Below are 14,520 nucleotides of genomic sequence, written 5' to 3' on the forward strand. Positions count from 1 at the left end.
ACAACCGGGGGCGCGCTTTTCACGTGTTCAGGGGCCTATATCGTCACCTGCATGCTGTACGGCAGAACCGCGGAGACTGCCGCGATCGACGAGCTCATCGGATCGACGCTGGCCGGAGACGGGCGGGCGCTGGTGCTGCGCGGGGCGGCGGGGGTCGGCAAGTCGGCCCTGCTCGACCTGGCGGCCTCCCGGGCCGGAGCCGCGACCGTGCTGCGCGCCGGAGGCGTCGAAGGGGAGGCGGACCTGGCGTTCGCGGCGCTGCACCAGCTCGTGTGGCCGGTGATCGGGCTGCTCGACGCGCTCCCGGGGCCGCAGCGTGACGCCGTCGCCGGGGCGTTCGGGATGGCGGCGCCCAGCCAGGACCGGTTCCTGGTGTCGGCGGGGGTGCTCTCGCTGCTCGTCGAGGCGGCGGCCGACAGCGGGCTGATCTGCGTGGTGGACGACTTCCAGTGGGTGGACCGGGCGTCGGCCGACGCGCTGCTGTTCGCGGCCAGGCGGCTGCGTACCGAACGGGTCGGGATGGTGCTGGCCGTACGTGGGGACGCGCCCGTCAAAGGGGTGCCCGAGCTGCGGGTGGACGGGCTCGACGCCGAGAGCGCCGACGCCCTGCTGGACGCGCGGGCCGAGGTGGCGCCGGGGGTGCGGTCGCGGCTCGTGTCGCTCACCGGCGGGAACCCGCTCGTGCTCGGCGAGGCGGTCGCGGTGCTGACCGCCGACCAGCTCGCCGGGCGGACGCCGCTGCCGGACCCGCTGCCCGGAGGCGAGCAGCTGTTCGGCGACCAGGTGGCGCTGCTCTCGGAGGGGGCGCGGCGGGTCCTGCTGGCGGCCTCCCTGGAGAGCGACCTGGGGCCGGTGCTGGGGGCGGCGGACGCGCTCGCCGGGGCCCATGAGCGCGGGACGCACGAGGCCGGGCTGCAGGAGGCCGAACGGGCCGGGCTGGTGGTCGTGTCCGGGGCCGTGGTGCGGTTCCGGCACCCGCTGGTGCGGTCCGCCGTGCACGCCGCCGCCGGGGCCGGTGAGCTGCGGCGGGCCCATGAGGTGATGGCGGAGCTGGTCGACGGGGACCGGCGGGCCTGGCACCTGGCCGCCGCCGCCGTGGGCCGGGACGAGTCCGTGGCCGGCGCCCTCGCGGCCGCTGCCGGGCGGGCGCAGGCCCGGGGCGGCTACGGTGACGCGGCCACGGCGCTGGCTCGGGCGGCCGAGCTCACCCCCGACCCCCTCACCCGGGCGCGCCGGCTCAAGGACGCCGCCGAGGCCGCCTGGCTCGGCGGCCGCCCGGGCCAGGCCCAGACCTACCTGGCAGAAGCCCGCCTCCTGGTAGAGGCCCCGTCCGAGCGGGTGGACGCGCATGCCCTCGGGGAGACGGGCGCTCTCGGGGAGGCGGGCGCCCTCGGGGAGACGCGCGGCCCGGCGGAAGCGCGCCCCTCGGAAGAGGGCCCCTCCCGGCGGGTGGACGCGCACGCCCTCACGGAAGCGGGCGGCCTGGCGGAGGCGCGCGGCCTCGGGGAGGGGCGCGGGCCCGTGGAGGGGTGTGCCCTGGGAAGGGGCGGGCGGGGGGAGGTGGCTGGGGAGGTGGCTCGGCTGCGGGGGCGGTTCGAGCTGAACTCCGGGGACGCCGCCGAGGCGATGCGGGTGTTCGCGGCCGGCGACAGCCTGGAGATGCTGGCCGACGCGTGGGAGGCGGCCAGCGTGGTCGGGGACGTGGCGGCCATGGTGGACGTCGGCCGGCGGGCGGAGGGGTTCGCGCCGGGCTTCCTGCGCGACATCCTGGTGGGCGTCGCGGCGATGCTGCGTGACGGGAGCGGCGGCGAGCTGCTGCGCGGGGCGCTGGCGCGGACCGGTGAGCTGAGCGGGGCGGCGGAGTTCCTGTGGGCCGCGGCGGCGGCGTCGTACCTGGGGGAAGCGGACGTGTCGGCGGAGCTGATCCGGCGGGCGGGCCGGGTGGCGCGCGTGTCGGGGATGGTGGGGCAGCTCCCGGTGGTGCTGGAGTTCGTGTCGACGGCCGAGCGGGTCGGGGGCAGGCTGGCGGAGAGCGCGGCGGTGGCCGAGGAGGGCCTGGCGCTGGCCAGGGAGGCGGGCTACACGAACTCGGAGGCGGCCCACCTGGCGAACCTGGCGGTGGTGGCGGCGCTGCGGGGCGAGGAGGAGCGGTGCCGCGCGTACGCGGGTGAGGCGCTGGCCATCGCGGTGCCGCACCGGGTGGGGTTGCGGGCGGCGGTGGCGGCGTACGCGCTGGCGATGCTGGATCTGGGGATGGGGCGGTTCGCGGCGGCGCACGACCGGTTCGAGGCGATCCGGGCGGCGGGGCCGGGGGCGGGGCATCCGACCGTGGTGTGGCGTTCGACCCCTGACCGGGTGGAGGCGGCGATGGCCGCCGGGGACGCGGCGGCGGCGCGGGAGGCGCTGGAGGCGCTTGACCGGTGGGCGGCCCAGGCCAGGACCGACGAGGCGCGGGCGCTGCGGCTGCGCTGCGTGGGGCTGGTGGAGGGCGCGATCGAGCCGTTCGAGGAGGCGTTGCGGCTGCACGGGGAGCCGTTCGAGGAGGCGCGTACGGCGTTGCTGTACGGGGAGCGGTTGCGCCGGGGGCATCAGCCGGGGCAGGCGCGCGGGCCGCTGCGGGCGGCGCTGGAGACGTTCCAGCGGCTGGGCGCGGAGCCGTGGGCGCGGCGCGCGCACGCGGAGCTGCGGGCGGCGGGCGAGGCCGTGGAGCGGCCGGCGGGCGACGCGCTGGCGGCGCTGACGCCGCAGGAGCTGCGGATCGCGCGGCTGGTGGCGGAGGGGGCGTCGAGCAAGGAGGTGGCGGCGCGGCTGTTCCTCAGCCCGCGGACCGTCGAGTATCACCTGTACAAGATCTATCCCAAGCTGGGCATCACCAGCCGTACTGAACTGGCCCGCCTACTGTAGGAGGCCAGTAGTCCTACGGAAGGCGGCACGGGCCTGGTCCGGCAGGCTGACAGGCATGCAAACGAACCTGATTGACAGTGACGGCGTCGAGATCTGGACCGAGGAGTTCGGGGACGCGGCGCACCCGCCGATCCTGCTGGTGGCGGGCTCGGGCGCGCAGGGCGTCACGTGGCCGGACGAGCTCGTCGGCAGGCTGGTGGCGGGCGGTCGCCGGGTGATCCGCTACGACCACCGCGACACGGGCAGGTCGGGCACCGTGGACTTCGACGCGCATCCTTACAGCTGGCTCGACATCAAGGACGACATGCTGCGCGTGATGGACGCGTACGGGCTGGAGAGCGTGCATCTCGTGGGCCATTCGGCGGGCGGGCTGATCGGCCAGCTCGTCGCGGTGGAGCAGCCGGAGCGGGTGCGGACGCTCACGGTCGTCGGCGCGTCGCCGCTGGGCGGGGGCGAGGGCCAGGTGATCATGCGGGCGCTGATGGGCGAGCCGCAGCCGGAGGGCAGCCTGCCGCCGCCGACGCCGGAGTTCGTGGCGCACTTCCGCGCGGTGATCGCGAGCCCGCCGCCCGCGAGCCGGGGTGAGGAGATCGACGCGCTGATCGCCGAGGCGCGGGTGATGAACGGCACCGCGCTGCCGTTCGACGAGGACGCGGAGCGGCGGCTGGCCGAGCGCGTGCACGAGCGGGCGCGTGACCTGGGGGCGGCGATGAACCATCGGCGGGCCGGCCAGACGGCTCCGGACTTCGAGCCGGTGGGCGCGCTGCCCCGGATCAAGGCGCCGACGCTGGTCGTCGAGGGCACGCACGAGCCGGCCAAGCCGGGCCACGGGGCGCTCATCGCCGAGCAGATCCCGGACGCCGAGCTGCTGATGGTTCAGGACATGGGGCACATGGTCGCGCCCCGGTTCGCGGACGAGCTGGCGGCGGCCATCCTCACTCACACGGCCCGGTGAACGCCCCCAGCGCGGCGAGCACGTCGACGACCTGGCGGGCGTCGGGCGTGCTCGCCGGGTCGAGCAGCCACTGGATCATCAGCCCGTCGGAGATCGCGATCAGCACCGACACCAGCGCCTCGGGCGGGACCGGCAGCTCGATGCCCAGCTCGGCGGCGCCCCGGTGGAGCATGGCGACGCCCGCCTCGCGGCCCCTGCCGTAGGCGGCGGCCAGGCGCTCGCGCAGCACGCTCTCGCGCAGCGCCGCGGGGTAACCCTCGATGCAGACGACGAGCTGGGGCCGCATCTCGTCGAACACGTCGATGAGCGCGACCATCGCCCGCTCCAGCAGGTCGCGCGGCGAGCCGACGGCGTCGCCGAACATCGCCTCCTCCACCCGCGCGGTCCACGCCTCGTAGCAGCCGGCGATGGCCTCGTTGAGCAGGGCGTCCTTGCCGCCGAAGTGGTAGCCGATGGAGGCCAGGTTGGTCCCCGAGGCGGCGACCAGGTCGCGGGCCGTGGTGCGGGCGTAGCCCTTCTCCTGAAGGCAGCTCACCGCGCCGGCAAGGAGTTTTTCGCGGTATCCCGCCTCTTTTCGTGCCACGTGATCCATGCTACAGATGTATACGGGCGTATATGACGTACGTACATATCAATTGGAGCTGATGCACGTGCTGCCACCCGGGCCCCGGCTGCCCGCCGCTCTCCAGACGGCCTGGTTCATGCGTGATCCCGCCGGGCTGATCGAGCGCTGTCACGCCAGATACGGGGACGTCTTCACGATCCGCTGGTTCGGCTTCCCGCCGGAGGTGTACGTCGCGACGGCCGAGCTGGCCGAGCAGGTCTTCAGGACCGACCAGGGCGGCGGGCGGGCCGGCGCCGCCCGGCGCGACTTCCTCGAACCGCTGGTGGGGGCGCACTCGGTGCTGACGCTCGACGGCGACGCCTGGGCCGGGCACCGCAAGTCTCTGACGCCGCCGCTGCGCGCCAGGCAGGTCGCCGGCTACGCGGACGAGATCGCGGCCATCGCCGCCGAGAAGATCGCCGCCTGGCCGCTCGGCAGGCCGTTCGCGCTGCGCGACCGCATGCAGGAGATCACGCTGGAGATCATCATCCGGTTGATCTTCGGCATCCGCGACGCCGAGCGCATGGGCCGCCTGCGCGCGCTGCTCCCCCGCCTGATCGAGTCGGGCGGCTCGGCCTCCGTCGCGATGCTCCCGGCACGGCTGCGCGGCCCGGCGGCGGCGCTGCCGTTCCTGCCGTACGCGCGGTTCCTGAGGCTGCGGGCGGCCGTCGACGCCATCCTGTACGACGAGATCCGCCGCAGGCGCGCGGACCCGGACGGCACGGACGTGCTGAGCCGGCTGCTGAACGCCGGGCTCGGCGACGAGGAGGTCCGCGACGAGCTGATCACGCTGCTCATCGCCGGCCACGAGACCACGGCCACCGGGCTGGCCTGGACCTTCGAGCGGCTGCTGCGCCTGCCCGACGTGCTGCGGCGGCTGCCCGACGACGAGCCCTACCTCGACGCGGTCGTCAAGGAGGCCCTGCGCGCCAGGCCCGTGGTCTATGAGGCGCCCCGGCTGCTGGACGCCCCGCTCCGGCTGGGCGGCTATGACATCCCCGCAGGATGGTACGCGGGACCGTTCATCCCGCTCGTGCACCAGGACCCCGCCGCGTTTCCGTCACCGGCGGAGTTCCGCCCGGAACGCTTTCTGGAGGGGCAGCAGAGCCGGGCGTGGATGCCCTTCGGCGGCGGCCGGCGCTTCTGCGTCGGCGCGCAGCTCGCCCTCCTGGAGATGCGCGTGATCATCCGTGAGGTGCTGCACCGCCTGGAACTCGTGGCGCCTGATCAGGCGCCCGAGGCCAGGCGGCTCGCGAACGTCACCCTTGCCCCGGCGGAGCTGACACGCGTCATTGCGCGCGCTCGGACTCCTGCTCGGACGCCGTAGCCGGCCGCATCTCGTCGCGCCCGGCATCGGCGCCCAACTCCTCGCGGAGCCGGTCATAGTCGATGTGATGGTTGGTGTACTTCAGCTGGCGAGCGACCTTCGTCTGCTTCGCCTTGGCTCTTCCTCGGCCCATGGCTACTCCCTAGTCCCCGCTGTCATGCTATCCAACAACGTTACGACTTGAAGAATTATGCAACTGCGCTGGATTAGTCTGGCACTATGCACGTGGAGGTCAACCAGGCCAAGGCCGACTTCTTCCGGACGCTCGGCCACCCCGCTCGCATCCGAGTGTTGGAGCTACTCCAGGAAGGGCCACTACCCGTGAGGGATCTGCTGGCCCAGATCGACATCGAGGCGTCCAGTCTCTCCCAGCAGCTCGCGGTCCTGCGCAGGGCGGGCATCGTCAGCGCGATCCGCGAAGGCAGCACCGTGGTCTACACACTGGCCACGCCGGAGCTCGCCGACCTGCTCGGCACCGCCCGCCGCATCCTCACCGACATGCTCGCAGACCAGGGGCAGCTTCTGGCCGAGCTCCGCGCGGAGGTCCCCTGACCCACGCGTTAGGCTCTGCCCCATGGTCTCCGAGCTGTTCGATCCCCGGGCGTGGCAGGCTGTCGACGGGTTCGACTTCACCGACATCACCTATCACCGCGCGGTCGACCAGGGCACGGTCCGCATCGCCTTCAACCGGCCGGAAGTGCGCAACGCCTTCCGGCCGCAGACGGTCGACGAGCTCTACCGCGCGCTCGACCATGCCCGCCAGAGCACCGACGTGGGCTGCGTGCTGCTGACCGGCAACGGCCCGTCGCCCAAGGACGGCGGCTGGGCGTTCTGCTCCGGGGGCGACCAGCGCATCCGGGGCAAGGACGGCTACCAGTACGCCGACGGCACGCCCTCGACCGGCCGGCTGCACATCCTCGAGGTGCAGCGGCTGATCAGGTTCATGCCCAAGGTGGTCATCTGCGTGGTGCCCGGCTGGGCGGCGGGCGGAGGCCACAGCCTGCACGTGGTGGCCGATCTCACACTGGCCAGCGCCGAGCACGCCCGGTTCAAGCAGACCGACGCCGACGTGGCGAGCTTCGACGGCGGCTTCGGCTCCGCCTATCTGGCCCGGCAGGTGGGGCAGAAGTTCGCCCGGGAGATCTTCTTCCTGGGCGACACCTACAGCGCCGCCGACGCGCACCGGATGGGCATGGTCAACGCGGTGGTGCCGCACGCCGAGCTGGAGTCGACGGCGCTGGAGTGGGCGCGCAAGGTCAACGGCAAGTCGCCGACCGCGCAGCGGATGCTCAAGTTCGCCTTCAACGCGATCGACGACGGGCTGGTGGGCCAGCAGGTGTTCGCCGGTGAGGCGACGCGGCTGGCGTACATGACCGACGAGGCGGCCGAGGGGCGCGACTCCTTCCTGGAGAAGCGCGAGCCCGACTGGTCGCCGTTCCCCTGGCACTACTGATCAGCGCGCGGCGGCCGTGGCCCCGGTCGCCGCGATGCGCAGCGCCGCGACAAGTTCGCGGTAGAGCTCGTCGGCGGCCAGCAGCTCCTCGTGGCGGCCCTGGGCGCGGACGCGTCCGCCGTCCATGACGACGATGCTGTCCGCGTCGATCACGGTCGACAGCCGGTGGGCGATGGTGATGACCGCGCCCGACCGCGCACGTGACCGTACGCAGTCCTGGACCGCGGCCTCGGTGATGCCGTCGAGCTGGGCCGTGGCCTCGTCCAGCAGGAGCACGTCGGGGGTGCGCAGCAGGGCGCGGGCGAGCGCGATGCGCTGACGCTCGCCGCCCGACACCTGGGTGGACGACAGGGGCGTGTCGAGGCCGTCGTCGAGCGTGGCGACCTTGTCGGCCAGCCGCACCTCGGCCAGCACCCGGTGGAGCTCCTCCTCGGTGGCGTCGGGGTGGGCGAACAGCAGGTTGTCGCGGACCGTGCCGGGCACGATCGGCGTCTCCTGCTCGACGTAGGCCAGGCGCGCCCTGATCTGGTCGCGCCCGTACTCCTGGTACGGGCGGCCGTCGAGCAGCAGCGTGCCGTCGCCGGGTTCGAGGAAGCCGAGCAGGAGCGAGAACAGCGTCGTCTTGCCCGCCCCCGACGGGCCGACCACGGCGAGGTGGCCGTGCCTGGGGATGACCAGGTCGACGTCGCGCACGGCGGGCCCGGCTCCCGGCGCGTACGCGGCGGTGACACCGCGCAGCTCCAGGACGGGACCCCGGCCGGTCACCGGGGCCAGGTCGCGGCGCGTGGCGCTCACCGGGGGCTCGGCCTCCATGGCGTCCAGCTCGCGGATGCGGGTCGCGGCGGCGACGCCCGACTGCAGCGCGGTGAGGTTCTGGCTCAGCTCGGTGATCGGCTCCATGAGGCCGAACGCGTACAGCAGGAACGCGATGAGGCTGGACACCTCCAGACTGCCGGCGCCCACCCGCCAGGCGCCGACGGCGAGGATCAGGATGATCGCGAGCTGGAGACCGGACCAGGCCACGGTCCACGCGGTGGCCTCGGCGCGCACGGCGCGCACGCCCTGCTCGGCCGAGGCCCGCGCCTCGGCGAGGATGCGGTCGCCCTGTCGCTCCTCGGCGCGGACGGCCTTGACGGTCCTGATGGCGCGCAGGGTGCCTTCGAGGACGCCGCCCATCCTGCCGACGTGTTCCTGCGCCCGGGCCTGCGCCTTGGCGATGGCGGGCATGAGCAGCGCGAACAGCAGGACGACCGCTAGCACCGCCGCCGCGGTGACGCCGAGCAGGGCCAGGTCGAGCACGCCCATCAGGACGAGCGTGCCGACCAGCATGACGGCTCCGTTGATCAGTCCGATGACGCTGGAGGTGGCGGCCTCGCGCAGCAGCACGGTGTCGGAGGTCACGCGGGTGACCAGCTCGCCGGGCGAGTGCCGGGTGAGGGCGGGCACCTTGGCGCGCAGGAAGCGGCGCACCATCGAGTCGCGGGCCTCCAGGACGACGCGCTCCCCCAGCGAGCCGAGCATGGTCCACTGCCAGCGCCCGATGGCGGCGCCGACGACCATCAGGACGAGCAGCGCGGTGATGGGCCCGGCCAGCGAGCTGCCGGTGCCGAGCGTGTCGAGGACCCACTTGGTGACCATCGGGGTCGCCAGTCCGAGCGCCGACCCGAGCAGCGCCAGCACGAGTCCGGACAGCAGCGTGCGCGTGTGCGGCCGGGCGAAGGACCACAGGATCCGGAATGAGTCAGCCATGACATTTATGGAACACGACTGTTCTGTTCTCGTCAAACTCGTTCCGTTCCGGGTTAGGGAGTACCGTAGACGCATGGACGTTCTCACGGGCACCCGGGCGCGGACCCGGCGCGCGATCCTCGACGCCGCGGTGGCGGTCCTGTCGAAGAACTCGGGCGCTTCGCTGACCGACGTGGCCACCGAGGCCGGGGTGGGGCGGACCACCATCCACCGCTACTTCCGCGAGCGCTCCGACCTGCTGGCGGCGCTCAGCGTCTACCTGCTCGAACGCATCGAGACCGCCACCGAGCGGGCCCGCCTCGACGAGGGGACGGCCCTGGAGGCGCTGGAGCGGGTCTGCCAGGAATACTTCGAGCTGGGCGACGGCCTGCTGTTCGCCTTCGACAACCCCCAGCTCACCACCTGGGAGGGATGGGACGAGGAGACCGACGCCGACCGCGCGCTCACCCGGCTCGTCCAGCGCGGTCACGCCGACGGGAGCTTCGATCCCGGCCAGCCGGCGGAGTGGGTGACGCAGATGCTGTGGGCCATGCTCTACACCGCCTGGCAGCACACCCGCGACCAGGGCGCTCCCAAGCATTCCTCGCTGGAGCTGTGCCTGCGCAGTCTCAGGAAATGCGTGGCGCCATGAGGATCGTGGTGCCGCCCGCACTGACCGAGAGTCACGTGAAGTGGGACGGCGAGGCGGGCCGGGCGTGGTCGGCGGGGCTGCCCGCGCTGGCCGAGCGCTACCTGGAGGAGTGGGAGCTGCGGCTCGACGGGGAGCCGATGCACGGCGTGGTGTCGCTGGTGCTGCCCGTGGTGCGGGCCGGCGGCGCCCCGGCGGCGCTGAAGCTGCAGCCGGTCAGCGACGAGAACGCGAGCGAGGGGCCCGGGCTGCTCGCCTGGGCGGGCCGGGCCAGCGTGCTGCTGCTGGAGTCGGACCCGGCGACGGGCACGCTGCTGCTGGAGCGGCTCGACGGGGGCACGACGCTGTCGTCGGTGCCGGACGACCTGGCGGCGCTGGAGATCCTGACCGGGCTGCTGCGGCGGCTGGTGGCGGTCCCCGCGCCGGCCGGGACGCGGCGGCTGGCCGACATCGCCCGGGGCATGCTGGACGACGTGCCCGGCGCGCTGGACGCGCTGCCCGGCGAGGACGACCGGCGCTGGCTGCGGGTGTGCGCCGGGGCCGTCGGCGAGCTGGCGGGCGAGGCCGGCGACCGGCTGCTGCACTGGGACCTGCACTACGACAACGTGCTGGCCGCCGAGCGTGAGCCGTGGCTGGCGATCGACCCCAAGCCGCTGGCCGGCGACCCGGGGTTCGACCTGATGCCCGCGCTGCACAACCGCTGGGACGACGTGGTCGCCACCGGTGACGTGCGGCGGGCGGTGCTGCGGCGCTTCGACCTGATGACCGATCTGCTGGGCCTGGACCGGCAGCGGGCCGCGGGCTGGACGCTCGGCCGGGTCCTGCAGAACTCGCTGTGGAGCGTCGAGGACGGCGAGACCCGGCTGGACGACGTGCAGCTCGCGGTCGCGGAGGCCGTCGTCACGGTGTGGTGAGCGGCTCCGCCTCGAAGGCGCGGTGCAGCAGCCCGACGAACTCCGGCGCCTCGGGCAGCGCCTCGCCGCCGATCCGGTGCACCGGCACGCCGGGCGTCCACGAGTTCATCACCACGGCCCCGGCCAGCGACGGCAGGTCGGCTATCGTGATCTCCCTGGCCCGCTGGGGCACGCCCAGGTCGTCGAGCCGCCTGCGCAGGATGCCCATCGTGGTGCCGGTGAGCATCGCGGCCTCGGGCCACACGACGGCCTCGCCGTCCCAGAAGGCCAGGTTCCAGATCGACGCCTCGCTCAGGCGGCCCCGCCGGTCCACGAACGCCGCGTCGTCGAAGCCCTGCTCGACGGCCTGGCGGAGCACATACGTCTTCGCGGACTCGCCGACGTGCTTGATGACGGGCAGGAAGCGTTCGTGCTCCACGACGGCCAGCGCCAGCGGGCCGCGCGGGCCGTCGGAGGCGGGGCCGGTGCTGACCAGCACCTCGGGTTCGGCGTCGGCGGCGGTGAACTCGCCCGCGGGCGAGTAGACGGTGGCCCTGAGCGAGAGGTCGGCGGGGCCCGCCTCCACGGCCGACCTGATGTACGCCAGCACCCGGTCGTCCGGAACCGCCCGGCCGAACAGCTCCTTGGAGGCGTTGCGCAGCCGCTCCAGGTGCAGGTCCAGCCCTCGTACGCGGCCGTCGCGCACCTGCATGGCGGTGAAGTGGGCGAATCCGGCGAAGGCCAGCGGCGAGAGGTCCTCGACGGTGACGGGCTTGCCGTTACGGGTGTCCATGATGCTTGCTCCCCGATGTACTGAGCGTCTGCAAATGTTGCATATGCATACATATCACGGGTTGCGGCAAAGTGTCGATCGGGGATGAGTGTGTTCGACGCTTCAGTGACAGCCGATCCGGAGGAGCGCCATCATGAGCAAGGTCATCGCCGACATCAGCATGTCCCTCGACGGTTTCGTCGAGGCCGACGGACGCACCCCGGAAGAGCCGATGGGCGTGGGCGGGGAGCGGCTGCACGAGTGGTTCTTCGACCTCGGCGAGCGCGCCGTCGCCGACGTCCCGGCGATGGGGGCGATGGTCGCCGGGCGCCGCACCTACGACGCCTCCCTGCGCTTCTGGCGGGCCGACGGCCCGTCCGGCCCCGCCCGGCTGCCGCTGATCGTCGTCTCCCACAGCGTCCCGGACGACGTCCCCGCCAACAGCGTGTACGAGTTCGCCCCCGGCATCGAGGAGGGCGTGGCGCTGGCCAAGGAGGCGGCGGGCGGCCAGGACGTCGCGATCATGGGCGGCGCCGAGACGATCTGCCAGGGCATCAGGGCGGGCCTGGTGGACGAGCTGTCCATCCACCTGGTCCCGGTGCTGTTCGGCGCCGGGACCAGGCTGTTCGAGCAGGTGGAGCGGCACGTGCACCTGGAGATCCTGCGGACCGCCCAGGGCCGCGAAGCCGTCCACCTGCGCTTCCGGGTGCTGCCCCGGGAGCGGTAGCCCGCCCTACGGCCGGTCCGACAGCGTGCGCAGGAAGTCGCGCACCAGGCCGGCGATCTGGCGGCCGCGGGTCTCCAGGGGGAAGTGGCCGGCGTCCAGGAGGTGGATGCGGGCGTCCGGGAGGTCGCGGGCGAAGGCGCGCGCCCCGTCCGGGCCGAAGATCTCGTCGTTGCGCCCCCAGACGGCCAGCAGCGGGGGCCGCTGCTCGCGCAGGTACTCCTGCCAGAGCGGGTAGAGCCCCGGGTTGGTCCCGTAGTCGCGGAAGAGCGCGAGCTGGATCTCGTGGTTGCCCGGCCGGTCGAGCCTGGCCTGGTCGAGCGCCGCCTTGTCCGGGTTGACCAGCGACAGGTCGGACACGCCGTGGGCGTACTGCCAGCGGGTGGCCTCCGGGGTGAGCAGGCCGAGCAGCGGCGCGACGTCGGCGGACGGGTCGGCCCAGATCTTCTTGAACGGCTCCCAGAACGGCGTCAGCCCCTCCTCGTAGGCGTTGCCGTTCTGCGTGACGATGCCGGCGATGCGCTCCGGGTGCCGCAGGGCCAGCCGGAAGCCGACCGGCGCGCCGTAGTCGTGCACGTAGAGGGCGTACGAGCGCAGCCCGAGCGAGTCGAGCAGCGCGTCCACCACGTCGGTGAGCCGGTCGAAGGTGTACGTGAACTCGTCGGCGGCGGGCGCGGAGCTGTGCCCGAACCCCGGGTAGTCGGGCGCGATGAGGTGGAACTCGTCGGCCAGCTCGGTGATCAGCTCGTGGTAGGCGACGGACGAGGTCGGGAAGCCGTGCAGCAGCACGAGCGTGGGCGCGGACGGGTCTCCGGCCTCGCGGTAGAACACGTCGAGCCCGTCGACGACGGCGGTGCGATAGCGAATGGTCACAGCAACCCCTAACCGGTCAAAGCGATTTAGACGGTTAAGTGATAGCATGGCAGTCGATAACCGGTCAAACTCGTTTCAGGGGTTAGTAGTGAGAATCCGGCCGCTGCGCGGTGAGCCCTTGGGGCTCGACCTGGTCGACACCGTGTGGGTGGAGCAGGGCGGGCTCCTCGACCAGTTCGACGATCTCGACGGGGTCCGCGCCTGGCTCGCCGACCACGACCTGCCCGGCGCGGACGACGCCGAGCGGGTCCGCGACCGGCTGGTGACCACCCGCGACGCGATGCGCACCCTGCTCGGCGGCGGCCCTCCCGACCGGCTCAACGCCGTGCTCGACCACGGCGGCCGACGGCCCCGCCTCGGGGAGACGGGGCCGTACGAGCTGGTGGTGGTCGACGCGGCGGACTGGCACGCGGCCTGGGCCGCGGCGGCCGACCTCGCCCGGGTGCTGGGCGAGCGGCCGGAACGGGTGCGCAAGTGCGCCAACCCTCAGTGCGTGCTGTGGTTCCTCGACGTCAGCAAGAACGGCAGCCGACGCTGGTGCTCGATGGAGGTCTGCGGCAACCGGTCCAAGGTGGGCCGGTTCAACCAGCGGCGCCGACCGTGATCACGATCTTGCCGCGGCCGTGGCCGGTCTCGCTCTCCCGGTGCGCGTCCGCGGCCTCCTCCAGCCGGTACGTCCTGCGCACCGGGAAGACGAACTCCCCGGCGGCGATCAGGGCGGCGTAGCGGCCGAGACGCTCGGCGGAGCGGACGCCCTGGGTGACCTTGACGCCCAGCCCGGCGGCCTTGTCGTGCTCGACCAGCGTGAGGATGCGGGAGCGGTCCTTGACCAGCTCCAGCGAGACCTCCAGCGCGTGGCCGCCGGCGCCGTCGAGCGCGGCGTCGATCCCGCCGGGCGCGAGCGCGCGCACCCGGTCGGCCAGCCCGTCCCCGTACACGACCGGGATCGCGCCGAGCTCGCGCAGGTAGGGGTGGTTCTCCTCGCGGGCGGTGCCGATCACGGTGGCGCCGCGGCGCCGGGCGATCTGGACGGCCGCGGTGCCGACCGAGCCGGCGGCGGCGTGCACGAGCAGCGTGTCGCCCTCGCCCACGCCGAGCCCGTCGATGGCCAGCTCGGCCGACTGGACCCCGGAGGTCAGCCCGCCCGCCACCTCCCACGGCAGCTCCGGCGGCTTGGGCGTCACGTCACCGGCGGCCACCACCACGTACTCGGCATAGCAGTTGAGCAGCGAGAAGCCGAGCACCTCCGCGCCCACCGCCACCTCCGTCACGCCCTCGCCCACCTGGTCCACCACGCCGGCGAACTCGTTGCCGGGGATGCGCGGCAGGTCGCCGGTCACGTTCGGCGGGGTCCAGCCGGCGCGCACCGCCGTGTCGAACGGCTGCACCCCGGCCGCCCTGATCCGCACCCGCACCTGGCCGGGGCCCGCCTGCGGGGCGGGCAGCTCCATCACACGCAACACCTCGGGGCCGCCGAAGGCGGAGAACGCCGCGGCCCGCATCATCTCTTGGCTCATGCCGCCCAGCCTGATCCCTCAACCGCACTTGAGGTCAAGCCAGCTAACCTTTCGGGAACTTTTTCCTTTACTCGCTCTTTATCTCGATATAGTCCGACAACGGATACGCACCGGGGGACGG

15 protein-coding genes are annotated in these 14,520 nt (G+C 73.3%); 9 read left to right on the top strand and 6 right to left on the bottom strand.

Features of this window, described 5'->3' with window-relative positions; translation table 11 throughout:
• The first annotated feature begins 51 nt into the window (after window positions 1-51).
• Both AB0J53_RS03825 and AB0J53_RS03830 read left to right on the top strand, forming a co-directional pair.
• A complete protein-coding gene (locus AB0J53_RS03825) occupies window positions 52-2,904 on the top strand; it encodes a LuxR C-terminal-related transcriptional regulator (protein WP_364168354.1) in 2,853 nt (950 codons plus the stop codon).
• 55 nt (window positions 2,905-2,959) lie between these two features.
• The gene (locus AB0J53_RS03830; RefSeq protein ID WP_364168356.1) at window positions 2,960-3,859 is read left to right on the top strand and encodes an alpha/beta fold hydrolase; all 900 of its coding nucleotides are present in this window, start codon (window positions 2,960-2,962) and stop codon (window positions 3,857-3,859) included.
• Here AB0J53_RS03830 and AB0J53_RS03835 read toward each other — a convergent pair.
• The gene (locus AB0J53_RS03835) at window positions 3,840-4,442 is read right to left on the bottom strand and encodes a TetR/AcrR family transcriptional regulator (protein WP_364168358.1); all 603 of its coding nucleotides are present in this window, start codon (window positions 4,440-4,442) and stop codon (window positions 3,840-3,842) included. The two genes, AB0J53_RS03830 and AB0J53_RS03835, sit on opposite strands and share 20 nt — an antisense overlap.
• 61 nt (window positions 4,443-4,503) lie before the next feature.
• Between AB0J53_RS03835 and AB0J53_RS03840 the strand changes: the two genes are divergently transcribed.
• Window positions 4,504-5,790, top strand: a complete 1,287-nt coding sequence (locus AB0J53_RS03840; RefSeq protein ID WP_364168359.1) for a cytochrome P450 — start codon at window positions 4,504-4,506, stop codon at window positions 5,788-5,790.
• On the opposite strand, the gene AB0J53_RS03845 is transcribed toward AB0J53_RS03840, so the two are convergent.
• The gene (locus AB0J53_RS03845; RefSeq protein ID WP_219519304.1) at window positions 5,753-5,923 is read right to left on the bottom strand and encodes a DUF3073 family protein; all 171 of its coding nucleotides are present in this window, start codon (window positions 5,921-5,923) and stop codon (window positions 5,753-5,755) included. The two genes, AB0J53_RS03840 and AB0J53_RS03845, sit on opposite strands and share 38 nt — an antisense overlap.
• 86 nt (window positions 5,924-6,009) lie before the next feature.
• Here AB0J53_RS03845 and AB0J53_RS03850 point away from each other — a divergent pair, with 86 nt between their 5' ends.
• Together AB0J53_RS03850 and AB0J53_RS03855 are read left to right on the top strand one after the other, a co-directional pair.
• A complete protein-coding gene (locus AB0J53_RS03850; protein WP_049574618.1) occupies window positions 6,010-6,342 on the top strand; it encodes a metalloregulator ArsR/SmtB family transcription factor in 333 nt (110 codons plus the stop codon).
• Window positions 6,343-6,364: 22 nt separating this feature from the next.
• The gene (locus AB0J53_RS03855; protein ID WP_357591183.1) at window positions 6,365-7,243 is read left to right on the top strand and encodes a 1,4-dihydroxy-2-naphthoyl-CoA synthase; all 879 of its coding nucleotides are present in this window, start codon (window positions 6,365-6,367) and stop codon (window positions 7,241-7,243) included.
• Here AB0J53_RS03855 and AB0J53_RS03860 read toward each other — a convergent pair whose 3' ends face one another.
• Window positions 7,244-8,992: an ABC transporter ATP-binding protein gene (locus AB0J53_RS03860; RefSeq protein ID WP_364168362.1), complete on the bottom strand. Its 1,749-nt coding sequence runs from the start codon at window positions 8,990-8,992 to the stop codon at window positions 7,244-7,246. It lies immediately after the preceding gene.
• Between the two features lie 73 nt (window positions 8,993-9,065).
• On the opposite strand from AB0J53_RS03860, the gene AB0J53_RS03865 reads away from it, so the two are divergent.
• Together AB0J53_RS03865 and AB0J53_RS03870 are read left to right on the top strand one after the other, a co-directional pair.
• On the top strand, window positions 9,066-9,623 hold the full coding sequence (locus tag AB0J53_RS03865; RefSeq protein ID WP_364168364.1) for a TetR/AcrR family transcriptional regulator: 558 nt from the start codon (window positions 9,066-9,068) through the stop codon (window positions 9,621-9,623).
• A complete protein-coding gene (locus tag AB0J53_RS03870; RefSeq protein WP_364168365.1) occupies window positions 9,608-10,534 on the top strand; it encodes an aminoglycoside phosphotransferase family protein in 927 nt (308 codons plus the stop codon). Before AB0J53_RS03865 ends, AB0J53_RS03870 begins: the two co-directional genes overlap by 16 nt.
• Here AB0J53_RS03870 and AB0J53_RS03875 read toward each other — a convergent pair.
• Window positions 10,521-11,306, bottom strand: a complete 786-nt coding sequence (locus AB0J53_RS03875; RefSeq protein ID WP_364168367.1) for an aminotransferase class IV family protein — start codon at window positions 11,304-11,306, stop codon at window positions 10,521-10,523. The two genes, AB0J53_RS03870 and AB0J53_RS03875, sit on opposite strands and share 14 nt — an antisense overlap.
• A gap of 133 nt (window positions 11,307-11,439) precedes the next feature.
• On the opposite strand from AB0J53_RS03875, the gene AB0J53_RS03880 reads away from it, so the two are divergent.
• On the top strand, window positions 11,440-12,012 hold the full coding sequence (locus AB0J53_RS03880; RefSeq protein WP_219519298.1) for a dihydrofolate reductase family protein: 573 nt from the start codon (window positions 11,440-11,442) through the stop codon (window positions 12,010-12,012).
• Between the two features lie 6 nt (window positions 12,013-12,018).
• Here AB0J53_RS03880 and AB0J53_RS03885 read toward each other — a convergent pair whose 3' ends face one another.
• On the bottom strand, window positions 12,019-12,882 hold the full coding sequence (locus AB0J53_RS03885) for an alpha/beta hydrolase (RefSeq protein WP_364168369.1): 864 nt from the start codon (window positions 12,880-12,882) through the stop codon (window positions 12,019-12,021).
• A gap of 88 nt (window positions 12,883-12,970) precedes the next feature.
• Between AB0J53_RS03885 and AB0J53_RS03890 the strand changes: the two genes are divergently transcribed.
• Window positions 12,971-13,486 carry a CGNR zinc finger domain-containing protein gene (locus AB0J53_RS03890; RefSeq protein ID WP_357591175.1) on the top strand — a complete coding sequence of 172 codons (516 nt, stop codon included), beginning with the start codon at window positions 12,971-12,973 and terminating at the stop codon, window positions 13,484-13,486.
• Here AB0J53_RS03890 and AB0J53_RS03895 read toward each other — a convergent pair.
• Entirely contained in the window at window positions 13,464-14,399 is a 936-nt protein-coding gene (locus tag AB0J53_RS03895; protein ID WP_364168371.1) for an NADP-dependent oxidoreductase, read from the bottom strand. The two genes, AB0J53_RS03890 and AB0J53_RS03895, sit on opposite strands and share 23 nt — an antisense overlap.
• Window positions 14,400-14,520: the final 121 nt, after the last annotated feature.

The organism is Nonomuraea sp. NPDC049725, from assembly GCF_040674795.1.
GTDB classification, from domain to species: domain Bacteria; phylum Actinomycetota; class Actinomycetes; order Streptosporangiales; family Streptosporangiaceae; genus Nonomuraea; species Nonomuraea ceibae.